Raw genomic sequence first — 12,432 nt, 5'->3', positions numbered from 1 at the left:
GACAGATACGCCCCGACCTTCTTATATGTAACAAATCCGGTTATGGTGCCGAAGGCGGGACTCGAACCCGCACAGGCATAACCCACCACCCCCTCAAGATGGCGTGTCTACCAGTTCCACCACTTCGGCACGGCCTTTATATTTATATAGTAAGAATATATTTGTCAAGTTATTTTTGGCAATCACCCTTAAAATATTTGTAATGGGAGCATCGGGACAAGACATCGATAAAAATCCCTGCCCAAAATAAATTTCTGCTCCTCAAAAAAACCCTGCCCCCCCATGAAATCCGCCCCCAAACTCTTTGCCCACGCCTTTTTAAAGTTTTATTCGGCGTCCCCGCCGAGGTCTTCGATGTCCGGGCCCTTAGGAAGCTCTTTCTCCACCCCGGGTTTTGCCTCCTCGTCCTTCATAATCGACGACGAGCCAACGTCCACGGAGAAGTAGGCGAGGGTGAGGCTTGTTATCATAAAGACCACGGCGGCTATGGTCGTAATCTTATTGAGAAAGGTCGCAGGCCCCGAACTTCCGAAAAGGGTTTGGCTTGACCCCCCGAACGCGGCCCCCATATCCGAGCCCTTGCCGGTCTGCAAAAGCACGATAAGAATCAGGGCGAAGCACACGATGACGTGAAATGCCGTTATAACCGCTGTCATTATCTTCTCCTTATTACATTCCCGATCAAACGACCGGGAATTAAAATATTTAATTTGCTGATATATCCACCCACCAACACTAACCCCTAATCCGCCAACCCACCTAATCCGCCAACCCACCTAACCCGCCAACCCACTTAATCCGCCAACCCACGATATATCGGATCCGGGGCAACCTTAAGCGCCACCCCGGGATAGAAACCAGATTGTTAAGTTTGAATCCCTTGATGAAATTGACAACCCCCCCCCTTCCCCAATCATCTCCAACCCTCCCCTTTATTTACTCTCCCCTCTTTATCTTCCCCCCTTTCCCCCTGCTCCCGGCCCCCCCTAACCTTCCCACTTCACTATCTTCTCGAAGGAGTCTGCCTTCAGGCTTGCCCCCCCGACGAGCGCCCCGTCGATGTCGGGCATGGAGAGGAGCCCCCAGACGTTTTCCGGGGTCACACTACCACCATACAATATTTTTAGATTATTTGCAAGAGATTTATCGATTTTATCCGCTGCGAGCCCTCTTATGAACTCGTGCATCTCCTGGGCCTGTTCCGGTGCCGCCGTCTCTCCGGTGCCGATGGCCCAGACCGGCTCATAGGCGATGACGAGGTCTCCCAGCCCTTCTTTGATAATGCCGGAAAGGCCGGCGACTATCTGTCTTTCCACCACGTCCCTTGCTCTTCCCTCTTTTCTCTCAGAGAGCTTTTCCCCCACGCAGAAGATCGGGACGAGGCCTGCGTTTATTGCCGCCCTTATCCTTTTGTTTATCTCTTCGTCGGTGTCGCCGAAGACGTTTCGTCTTTCGGAGTGTCCTATGATTACCATATGAGCGCCTACCGCCTTTATCATCTCGGCGGACGTCTCTCCGGTATATGCCCCCTTCTGTTCGTAGAATAGATTCTGGGCTGAGAGTTTGATGTTTGACCCGTCCAGAACCTCGCCCACGGCGTAGAGGACCGTAAAGTTCGGCGCCACGGCAATTTCTCTGTCCTCAATGTCCCCGATCCTCTTTACCAGCTCCGACGCAAGGGAAATGGCGTCTTTCAGCGCCATATTCATCTTCCAGTTAGCCGCTATCAGCTTCTCTCTCATCTCTTATCACCTTTTCTTCTAGGGCGGCGATAGCCGGGAGCTTTTTACCCTCGAGGAGCTCGATAAAGGCGCCGCCGCCCGTTGACACGTATGAAACATTTGCGAGCTCCCCGGCCTTCATCACTGCGACGTCCGTATCGCCCCCGCCGACGATCGTCAGGGCGTATGATTTGACCACATTGGACACCATGGCAAAGGTCCCCCGGGAGAAGGCGTCCATCTCGAACACCCCCATGGGCCCGTTCCAGATGATCGTCTTTGCGTTGTGAAGAACCTCTCCGAAGAGGGTTGTGGTTGCGGGCCCTATATCCATAATATGCCAATGCTCCGGTATCTCCTGAACGGGCACGATTTTCGTCTCCGCCCTGGAATCAAACTTTTCGGCCACAACGGCATCTACGGGGAGATACAGCTTTACGCCCTTGATATTGGCCTTTTCCATAAGGCCCTTAGCCTTCCAAACCAGGTCTGTCTCCACGGGGGAGCTTCCCATCTCGTAGTTCATCGCGGAGAGGAAGGTAAAAGCCATGGCGCCGCCGATTATGAGCTTATCGACCTTGTCCAAAAGATTTTCGATGGCCCCGAGCTTATCGGCGGCTTTGGCCCCGCCGAGGATGGCCACAACCGGCCGAGCGGGGTTTTTTACGGCCCTGTCGAAATAGTTGAGCTCGTTTTTCATCAGGAACCCGGCGACACAGATATCGAAGTACTTCGTTATGGCGTGGACCGAGGCGTGGGCGCGATGGGCCACCGCAAACGCATTATTAATATATATATCGGCAAGCTCCGAAAGCTCCTTTGCGAACTTCTCGTCGTTCTTTGTCTCCCCGGGATGAAACCTGAGGTTTTCCAGCAGCATAACGTCTCCGGGCTTCATCCCCTTGACAAGCTTCTGCACCTCGGGGCCGACGCAGTCTGGAGCCATTATCACTTCCTTGTTAAGGAGTCTGGAGAGCCTTTTGGCCACGGGCTTCAGGCTCAATTTCTCGACGACCTCCCCCTTGGGGCGTCCCATGTGAGACATCAAGATCACCTTACAGCCCTCGTCGAGGGAGTAATTGACGGTAGGGAGGACGCTCCTTATTCTGAGGTCGTTCGTTATATTGCCAAGCTCATCCATCGGTACGTTCATATCGACTCTGACGAGCAATGTCTTCCCCTTGATATCAATATCATCTATATATGTAATACTCTGTCCGGTCATAACCGTTTTCCTCAATAAATCAACGCTAACTATATTATATCCTAAAACGCCCTCAATATCGGCCTTGTTCTCGACAAGCCAAAAAAACAAATCCCCGGCTGACCGCACCCTCCAACCCAAAACAAGCCGAGCCGTAACCTCCCATCAATCTAAAAACACGATTCAAGTATCCTCGGGGGCCTTTCGGTTTTGAGTTTACAGCCTCTCCCCGACGTAGCTCGTGAGATCTACAAGCCTCTCGCTGTAGCCGCTCTCGTTGTCGTACCAGGCTATCACCTTTATCAATCCACCCTCGATGGCGGACGTGAGCTTTGCGTCAAAAATGGATGAATAGGGCGAGGACTGGTAGTCGATGGAGACCAGCTCCTCCTCGGTGTATTTCACGATCCCCTTCATCTTCCCGTCGGCGGCTTTCTTCACGGCTGAGTTTATTTCGTTCACATCCGCGGTTTTTTTCAACTGGGCGGTGAAATCGACCAAAGACACGTTGGGCGTAGGGACTCGAAGGGCCATCCCGTCGAGCTTTCCCGAGAGCTCCGGGATCACCAGAGAAACGGCCGCCGCGGCCCCCGTGGTTGTGGGGACGATGGAAAGCGCCGCCGCCCTCGCCCTTCTCAAGTCTTTATGGGAGCCGTCCAATAAGCGCTGATCCATCGTGTATGAGTGAACCGTGGTCATAAGGCCCCGCTCGATCCCGAAGCTGTCGTTAAGAATTTTAACTATCGGGGCCAGGCAGTTTGTGGTGCACGACGCGTTTGAAATAACGTGGTGAGATTTCGGGTCATATGTATCTTCATTTACGCCGATCACTAAGGTTGCGTCCACGTTCTTTCCCGGCGCCGCAATCAAGACCTTTTTTGCCCCTCCGGCAAGGTGTCCTTCCGCCTCGCTCCGTTTTCTGAATTTCCCCGTTGATTCGAGCACGATATCGGCGCCCAGATCTCCCCAGCCTATCTTCGCAAGGTCTCCCGTCTCCCGAACTATAGCGATCTTCTTCCCATCGACCGTGATGGAATTATCGTCGTATTTAATATCTTTATCGTAAACACCGTGGATGGAATCGTATTTCAAAAGGTGGGCGAGAATCCTGGATTCCGCGCGACTGTTTACTGCGACAACATCGATGTTTTTTCTTTCGAGAATAACCCTCAAACAATATCTTCCAACGCGGCCGAAACCGTTTATGCCAACTTTCAGATTCATATTGTTACCTCCGAAAAGTCGATTTTTATCACATTTTTTTTTATCAGTCAACAATAAAAAACAACCAACAAATACAGTGGTACAATTCCCCTTGAGCTATTATTGAATCGATATTTTTTGTATTTGTCTTGGCAGGACGGCGAGATTTGTATTTATATCACCGACTATGTTTTATTTTATAGAAACATTATACTTGATTGCGGATTTATTGCCGAAAGAATCTTACCCTTGATTTGTGTTTTTTTACGCTATTAGGCTGACTATAAAAAGAATCCCGTTTTTAATAAAGCATTTTCAGTATATTTTAGATTGGATAGAAAGTGGGGGGGCGAGATGGGGTGGGGGGGGTATCGTCCTTTTATTTATGCTCTTTGCCTGTTGAGGTAATGTCTTCGTGTACAAAGCCGACCAGTTTCCCGGAGAAGTCGAGGATTTGGCCCGGGTCGTACCCGTTCTTTTTCAACTCCCGGTACATCGTCTTAGCGAGAAGATCCATTCCCTTGGAGTTCCCATTGGCGCAGTGGTTAAGGCCCCCGTTACCGAGAAGTTTCCCATTCCCGTTAACCTTGCCGTTTACCGATTTTTGTATGTCTACCTTCTTGCTGTCTGCAACCATTTTTTTTGAAGAACTCCCGATAATACTAAAAAAAACCCACTGCCAGGCTGTCCGCTGTATTGTATAAGTAGCAAAATCCTTGCCACAACAGCCCTTTTTTCATAGAAAAGATTTCAATGATATTAGGTAGTTAAGAAAGCCAAGACAAGGTGTTGAATTTTTTGACGGATTTTATGTCACAGCTGACACATGTGTGTGTCAATTCTGACACATTTGTCCTAAAATGGGGCCGTTAATGTGTCTTATCCTTCATAAGCGCCTTTACCTCCTCGACTATCTCCGGGAGGATCGTGCCGACCTTTCCCTGAATCAGGTAGTCAGACACCCTTCCCGTCAGCTGCGTCGGCTCATCGTTGACCTCGATAACCACGGCACCGACGTTCGGAGACGGCTCCGTAACTGATGTGGAGAAGAATCCGCCCCCCCTCTTTGCGACGAAGGGCAGCTCCGCCGCTGGATAGACCACCGCTGAAGTCCCGGCCACTATCATCACGTCCGCCTTTTTAGCCTCGCTAATCGACCTCTGGAGGGCCTCCGGCGGTATAGGCTCGCCGAAGAATACGGCGTCCGGCTTCAAGATACCCTCGCACTTTTTGCACCTCGGGGGAAGGCCGTTTTTGGCTATGATCTCCTCGACCTCGGAAAGCGAAAACCGCAGGGAACAACTGATGCAGCGGCCGAACAGGAGGTTTCCGTGAAACTCGATTACGTCTTTGCTCCCACCCTTTTGATGGAGGTTGTCCACGTTTTGGGTGATTACGCACTTGATAAAACCCATTGCCTCCAACTCCGCAAGGGCGATGTGGGCCGGATTCGGCTTCGCCTCGGCCATGTCGAGATCGCCCTCGTGCTTCATCTTGGTGCTCATCTCCCATATCCTCTTCGGGTCCGAGATGAAACGGTCATACATGAACTCCATCGGATCGTATTTTTCCCAGAGGCCGCCCGGGCTCCTGAAATCGGGGATGCCCGACTCGGTGGACACGCCTGCGCCGGTCAACGCCACCACGTGCTGGGCGCCGAAGATGTCCCATGCCGCCCTTTTGATCAGGTCTTTCATCGTATGGTTCCTCTTAAAGTCTATCCTCAGCCCAAAGAATTATCACAGTAGGCGGACGATGACAAGAAAAAAAGATGGAGTACAAGACGAACCTCTTAAGCCGTTGAATAGTTCATCCGAAGACAGATTTAATCAATTAATCACCCCAGCCTGCAGGATATATGACACTTCTCACTGTTTACGTCGGTGTATGTCCCGGAGAGGCACTCCCGACAGAAGGAGGGGGGACGATTCTCGTTGAACGACCTCCTCAACTTCTGATATTTCTTGTTGTTCCAAATATCTGAAAAAGGGTCCTTAACGATATTCCCGAGATAGAGGAGGGGGAAACAACAGGGCCTGACGTTCCCATCGTATCCCACGTAGGCGAAGTCGTAGGGGCGGGGACACATCTTTTCAGGGGTTCTCTCCTTTTTTCCGTTTCCGGTCAAAAACGAATCGGGAAGCCTCGCCTCGATCCCCAGGGCTTCGCAGCGGGCTTTTACCTCTTTCAGTGCGGCGTTTGCCCCATCCTTGTCGAAGAAGAGGCTCCTCTTGACAAGAGGCTCCTTGTACGCTATGAGGTAGTTTATCTCCACCGCATCGGCGCCTATATCATTTACAAAATCCACAAGCGAAGGTAATTCGTCAACGTTATCGACCATGGCCACCGCCGCGATTACCACCTTGGGCTTCATCCCGCCGGTGCCGTTTCTCATTTCAACAAGCCTCTCCACATTTTTCTTCACCCTGTCAAACGACGCCCCGGTCCTTATCGCCTCGAAGGTCTCCTTGACGGGGGAATCGATGGAGACGGTAACCTCGTCTATCCCGCCGGCGATTATATTTCGGGACTTCTCCTCCGTAAGAAGCGTTCCGTTTGTGTAAAAGGACTTGTGACATGAGTACGGGGCCACGATCTCCATGATCTTTGCGAACTCCGGGTGGGCGAGGGGTTCCCCGTATCCGTGGAGGATCAGCTTTTCGAGGTAAGGAAACAAGAATGCGAGGGATCTGAAAAGGTCAATCGGGAGGTTACCGGGCCCGTACTCGAACTCGTTTCTCGCGCAGATATTGCACTTGAGATTGCAGGAGGCGCTTATCTCCACCTGGAGGATCTTCGGATACGACTTTAAGGCCGTCGCCCCGCTTGCCCTCTCCTCGTCGTTCAGCCTGCTGTTTGTTACCGCCCTATCACCGTTAATCAAAACGAACCGCTTTCCTATAAAATCATGAAGTCAGGTCAAATGCCTGGCGAATTCCGAAGATCAGAAAATCCACGGAAACCGCAAGGAGAATGATCCCCATTATACGGCCCAAGACCTTGAGGCCGTTGTGGCCGAGGAGCCTTTCTATCTGGCCGGCGAGACTCAAGAATACGGGGATCAACACAAAGGGATTCAATATGACGAAGAGGCCGGTCGTTATTTTAATATAGTCCAATGAAAATCCCTCGCATGTTTTATTTCAAAAACCGTCAGTCCCCCCAAGAGAATTTCCCCGACTTAGGCACAGAGCTTCAGGATGAGGTTGTAGACGAACTTCACGCCGTTTGTAAGCGATCTCTCGCTTATCCTCTCGTTGTGGCCGTGAATAGCCGCGAGCTCTTCCGTTGTAAGCTCAGCCGGGATTAATCCGTAGGAGACCATCCCGATATCCCTGAAGAAGCGGGAATCGGTAAAGCTCGATGTCACCATCGGGACGACCGTCACGTCCGGATACATATCCTGCGCCACTGCTTTTACGGAGCCGTAAAAGTCCGTATCGACCGGCGACCGGGACGCCGGGCTGTGAAATATCTCCTCGATTTCTATCGAATCGTCCTTCATCGTCTTTTTGATCCAGTCGAGGTATTCCGACTTGTCCGTCCCCGGCAGGAGCCTGTTGTCCAAGGTTGCCGCCGCCTCGTCCGGGATGACGTTCTCCTTGACGCCGGCGTTAAATGTGGTAACGCTTACCGTATCCCTCATCATTGCGCCTATGGATAGATTTTTGCCCATAATATTTCCTATCAGGCCCCGAAGGGGTGGGAGCGCGGTCAACCTCAAAACGCCCCCCTTTATACCACCCATACCGTCCCCCAGGCCGGCCGCAAAATCGACCATTACATCGCTGAAGATTACGGGCCTTTTTCCCCTCTCGATCCTCAACAGCGCCTCCGAGAGGCGAAGCACGGCGTTGTCGGGAAGCGGAACGGAGCCGTGCCCGGGCGTCCCCCTCCTCTTGAGCTTGAGCCAAAGCGGCCCCTTCTCCCCGGCCCCGACGGTTACGAGGGGCCTTCCCTTGGGCAGGGCGTCGGTCACTATCGCCCCCCCCTCGTTCAAGAGGTATTTCCCTTTGAGCCTCTCCCTCTGTTCCTTAACCATGTACCCCGCGCCGTATTTTCCCCCCGTCTCCTCGTCGGCGGTGGCGAGAAAGACCAGGTCTCTCTTTAACTCTATCCCTATACGCTTTACGAGGATTGTCGCCATCAGGTTCATTACACCCATCCCCTTGTCGTCAACGGCCCCCCTCCCCCAGATATGGCCGTCAACGATCTCGCCTCCGAAGGGGTCCCTCTCCCACTTGTCCTCCTCCACCGGCACGACGTCGATATGGGAGAGGAGGATAAGTCCCGAGGTATCGCCGCCGGAGATTTTCGCCGAGAGCCTGGATATTAAGTTGGCCCGCCTTGGCGCAGACCTCATTATCAGGGGCTCTATCCCCTCCCTCTTCAATATCGATTCGAGGAACCGGGCCGCCTCCTCCTCGTCTCCGGGGGGATTTACGGTCCTGATCTTAATATAATCGGAGAGGATTTTTGCGGCCTCCCTTCCTATCTCCTCCCAGTCGATTCCTATTTTTCGGTCCTCAATCTTCATGGGCCGTGACCTTACCTCTCATTGACTTTTTTTCCCCGATAAGCCTCTTCCCCAAAAGGCGCCTCTCCTCGGCGCGCCTTGGGGTTCGGGTGGGAAGCCTCGGCCTCGTCTTGCGGCTCCGCAAATCCAGCTTTTCTCCAAGACGCATCAGGGCGGCCCTCAGGTTTCTGCTCCTGTACCTGCTCTCGGTCCCCACCGCCCTTATCCCAGTGGGCAGGTGGGTCACCCTCACCGCCGTGTCCTTCTTATTTCTCCGCTGGCCCCCTGGGCCGGACGCCCTGAAGTACTCAACCTGAATGTCTTTTTTTCTAAACATCCCTTATAAAAAAAGGGGTTTCCCCCCTTCCTTCTCACCCATGAATATCCTTTAAAACCTGTCTCAATTGAAAACGCCGGGCACGTCCTCTTCGGTTATCGGCCCCATAAAGACACAGCACATACTTTCCGTGTCGATGATCTCTCTTGCAACATCGATTACGTCGTCGGGGGTGATACTGTCTATTCTATCGATTATCTTGTCAGCGTTGACCTGCCTTTTGAAGAATATCTCGTTTCTGACCATCCTCGAAAGCCGGGAGTCGGTGCTCTCCATACTCAACAGCAGGTTACCCTTTATCTGTCCCTTGGCGGAGTTGAGTTCGCCGTCGGTCAGGGGGATTCTGTTCATCTTCACAACCTCCCCGGTCATCACGTCCATCAATTCCGCAACCGACCTCTTGTCCGTTCCGGCGTAGACCCCCAGGGTACCCACCTCCTTGAACGAAGAGAGAAACGAATAGACGGAATAGGCGAGCCCCCTTTTTTCCCTTATCTCCTGAAAGAGCCTTGAGCTCATCCCGCCGCCCAAGACCGTATTCAGGATATACTGGGCGTACCTCTTCGGATGGGAATAGGGGAGGGCTGGAAAGGTGATTAGTGTGTGGACCTGCTCTGTATCCCGCCCTTTAATTATCCTCCCCGGCGCGAAGACGGGACAGGATATATCATTAGGCACTCCTTGGCCGATGCCGCCGAAGGCAGTGTTCAAGAAACCTTCCGCCTGGTTAATGTCGAAATTTCCAACGAGGCCGACTATTATGTTGTCCCTCGTGTGGTGGGCACTCCTGTATTCAAAGAGGGTATCCCGATCGAAGGAGCTTACGGTTTCTATCTCACCAAGAATGGAATAACCGAGGGAGTGCCCCCCCCACATATTTTTGAAGGCGAGGTCGTGGATGTACTCGTCCGGGGTGTCCTCCACCATCTTGATCTCCTGGATCACCACGTCCTTTTCCCGGTTCAGCTCGTCTTTCGGAAAGGTGGAGTTTTTGAAGATATCGCTGATTACGTCAATGGCAAGCTTTAGGTCTTCCTTCAAGACCTTTACGTAGAAACTGGTGTATTCCTTTGAGGTGTATGCGTTCAGGTGTCCGCCGACGTCATCGATCTCCCTGGCGATGTCAAAGGATGTTCTCTTCTCGGTGCCCTTGAAGATCATGTGCTCGACGAAGTGGGCGATTCCGGCCGTCTCCTTGTGGTCAAATATTGAGCCGGACTTGACCCAGATACCCATCGAAACGCTGTGGACATAGGGGATATATTCGGAGAGGAAAGTTATTCCCCCCCCGATTTCGCTTTTTCTAAACATATTTATTGAGGTCGTCTCTTGTCCCTGGGGCTCGGCCCCTCATCTTTCAGGGCGTCCTTTCTGGAAAGCTTGATCCTCCCCTCCCTGTCGATGTCTATGACTTTTACCCTTACGATATCCCCCTCTTTCAGGACGTCCGTGACCTGATTGACCCGGTGATGGTCGAGTTGGGATATGTGGACAAGGCCGTCCACGCCCGGCAGGATCTCCACGAAGGCCCCGAAATCCATAATCTTGACTACCCTCCCCTCGTAGATCTGCCCGATCTCGGCCTCCTTGGTCAGGTTTTCGATTATGGAGACGGCCTTTCTTGCGGCCTCCTCGTCGTGGGTTGCGATATCCACCCTGCCGTCGTCGGTCACCTCTATCTTCGCCCCGGTCTCGGCTATAATCCCCCTGATGATCTTGCCCCCGGGGCCGATGATGTCCCGAATCTTGTCCGGATTGATGTGTATCGTCAGTATCCTTGGGGCGTATTTAGACAGGTCGGGCCTCGGCCTTTCGATGGCATCCATCATCTTTTTCAGGATGAAAAGCCTTCCCTCCTTTGCCTGATCGAGGGCCTTTCCCAGAATCTCCCTGTCGACCCCCTTGATCTTTATATCCATCTGGAGGGCCGAGATTCCGCTGTCGGTCCCCGCTACCTTGAAGTCCATGTCCCCCGCGTGGTCTTCGTCCCCCATGATGTCGGAGAGAACCGCGACCCTGTCTCCCTCCTTGATGAGACCCATGGCTATCCCGGCCACGTGCTTTCTGATCGGCACCCCGGCGTCCATGAGCGAAAGGCTCGCCCCGCATACGGTGGCCATGGACGAGGAACCGTTCGACTCGAGGATCTCGGAGACGATACGGATCGTATAGGGAAATCCCTCCTCTTCGGGGAGCACCCCGGAGATGGCCCTCTCGGCTAAGGCGCCGTGACCTATCTCCCTCCTGCTCGGTCCCCTAAGGAACCTCGCCTCCCCGACCGAAAACGGCGGGAAGTTGTAGTGAAGCATGAAGGATTTCGTGCTCTCACCGCGCAAGGCGTCTATCCGCTGTTCGTCCTGGGAAGTACCCAAGGTAGCCGTGGATAGAGACTGGGTCTCGCCCCTTGTAAAGAGGGCGCTGCCGTGCGTCCTGGGGAGAAAGCCCACCTCTATATCTATATCTCTGATCTCGTCAAACTTCCTGCCGTCTATCCTGACACCGTCGTTGAGGACGATCGATCTCATGACCTTTTTCTCGGCATTATCAAAGGCGGATGAGGCCTCCATTATCTTCGAGGCGTCTTCCTCTACGCCGAGGGTATCAATATAGTCGGCCTTCAATTGACCGAGGGCGCCGTTTCGCTCCCGCTTGATTCTGATCTTAAGCGCCTCGGAAATCTTTTTGCTGTTCTTTTCCTCCGCGTCGGAAAAATAGTCCTTCCCGAAAGGCCGCTCCTCGAATTCCCTCTTCTTCTTTCCCACCTCCTCCATCAGCTCATACTGCATATCTATCAGAGGCTGAATGGCCTCGTGGGCCTTGAAGATCGCCTCAAGGGCGACCGACTCATCGGTCTCCTTGAACTTCCCCTCGACCATCACGACGCTGTCCCTGCTTCCGGCGACCACGAGATCCATCTCGCTTATCTCCAGCTCGTCCTCGCCCGGATTTATGATGAAATCCCCGTTTACCCTGCCGACCCTCACCGCCGCTATCGGGCCGTGAAATGGGATATCCGAAATGGAAAGGGCACATGATGCCCCGGTGAGCGCCATTATGTCCGGGTCGTTGTCACTGTCCACCGAAAGGACGGTCGCTATTATCTGGGTCTCAAAATTGTAGCCATCGGGAAAAAGGGGCCGAACCGGCCTGTCGATGATACGGCAGGTGAGAATCTCCTTCTCGCTGGGCCTCCCCTCCCTCTTGAAAAATCCGCCGGGGATCTTGCCCGCGGCGTACGTCATCTCCTGATATTCCACCGTCAATGGCAGAAAATCGGTTCCCTCTTTGGTGGAATCGAGAGAAACAGCCGTAACGAGGACCCTCGAATCTCCATACTTTACCATTACGGTCCCGTCCGCCTGCTTTGCAAGCTTCCCCGTCTCGAGGGAAAACGGACGCCCGTAAAAATCCACTCTCTTTTCTGTAGCTTTTGTCATTTACTTTTTTGCTC

Annotated in this window: 12 protein-coding genes and 1 tRNA gene; all 13 read right to left on the bottom strand. The window is 52.9% G+C overall.

What is annotated here, in order from left to right; all coding sequences use genetic code 11:
• Positions 1–43: 43 nt before the first annotated feature.
• Positions 44–129, bottom strand: a tRNA-Leu gene (locus JW984_12275).
• 197 nt (positions 130–326) lie between these two features.
• Positions 327–656, bottom strand: coding sequence for a preprotein translocase subunit SecG (gene secG, locus JW984_12270; protein ID MBN1573963.1), 330 nt, complete (start codon positions 654–656; stop codon positions 327–329).
• A 330-nt stretch (positions 657–986) separates the two neighbouring features.
• Positions 987–1,742, bottom strand: a complete 756-nt coding sequence (locus JW984_12265; GenBank protein MBN1573962.1) for a triose-phosphate isomerase — start codon at positions 1,740–1,742, stop codon at positions 987–989.
• Positions 1,717–2,946: a phosphoglycerate kinase gene (locus JW984_12260; GenBank protein ID MBN1573961.1), complete on the bottom strand. Its 1,230-nt coding sequence runs from the start codon at positions 2,944–2,946 to the stop codon at positions 1,717–1,719. The genes JW984_12265 and JW984_12260 overlap by 26 nt, the downstream gene beginning before the upstream one ends.
• Before the next feature lie 195 nt (positions 2,947–3,141).
• Positions 3,142–4,149, bottom strand: a complete 1,008-nt coding sequence (gene gap / locus JW984_12255) for a type I glyceraldehyde-3-phosphate dehydrogenase (GenBank protein ID MBN1573960.1) — start codon at positions 4,147–4,149, stop codon at positions 3,142–3,144.
• Between the two features lie 358 nt (positions 4,150–4,507).
• Positions 4,508–4,765 (bottom strand): hypothetical protein, encoded by a 258-nt coding sequence (locus JW984_12250; GenBank protein ID MBN1573959.1) that lies wholly within the window; start codon positions 4,763–4,765, stop codon positions 4,508–4,510.
• A gap of 232 nt (positions 4,766–4,997) precedes the next feature.
• A complete protein-coding gene (locus JW984_12245) occupies positions 4,998–5,825 on the bottom strand; it encodes an NAD-dependent deacylase (GenBank protein ID MBN1573958.1) in 828 nt (275 codons plus the stop codon).
• 140 nt (positions 5,826–5,965) lie between these two features.
• On the bottom strand, positions 5,966–7,012 hold the full coding sequence (locus JW984_12240; GenBank protein MBN1573957.1) for an SPASM domain-containing protein: 1,047 nt from the start codon (positions 7,010–7,012) through the stop codon (positions 5,966–5,968).
• 22 nt (positions 7,013–7,034) lie between these two features.
• A complete protein-coding gene (locus tag JW984_12235; GenBank protein ID MBN1573956.1) occupies positions 7,035–7,247 on the bottom strand; it encodes a hypothetical protein in 213 nt (70 codons plus the stop codon).
• Between the two features lie 62 nt (positions 7,248–7,309).
• Positions 7,310–8,665, bottom strand: coding sequence for a M20/M25/M40 family metallo-hydrolase (locus JW984_12230; GenBank protein ID MBN1573955.1), 1,356 nt, complete (start codon positions 8,663–8,665; stop codon positions 7,310–7,312).
• Positions 8,655–8,981: a peptide chain release factor-like protein gene (locus tag JW984_12225; protein ID MBN1573954.1), complete on the bottom strand. Its 327-nt coding sequence runs from the start codon at positions 8,979–8,981 to the stop codon at positions 8,655–8,657. Before JW984_12225 ends, JW984_12230 begins: the two co-directional genes overlap by 11 nt.
• Positions 8,982–9,044: 63 nt before the next feature.
• Positions 9,045–10,292, bottom strand: coding sequence for an insulinase family protein (locus tag JW984_12220; protein MBN1573953.1), 1,248 nt, complete (start codon positions 10,290–10,292; stop codon positions 9,045–9,047).
• Positions 10,293–10,294: 2 nt separating this feature from the next.
• Positions 10,295–12,418, bottom strand: coding sequence for a polyribonucleotide nucleotidyltransferase (gene pnp / locus JW984_12215; protein ID MBN1573952.1), 2,124 nt, complete (start codon positions 12,416–12,418; stop codon positions 10,295–10,297).
• Positions 12,419–12,432 lie beyond the last annotated feature (14 nt).

The sequence above is a fragment of the Candidatus Zymogenus saltonus genome (assembly GCA_016929395.1).
Lineage (GTDB): Bacteria > Desulfobacterota > Zymogenia > Zymogenales > Zymogenaceae > Zymogenus > Zymogenus saltonus.
Note: the sequence above shows the minus strand (reverse complement) of the source record. Positions and strands in the feature narration are given on the sequence as shown.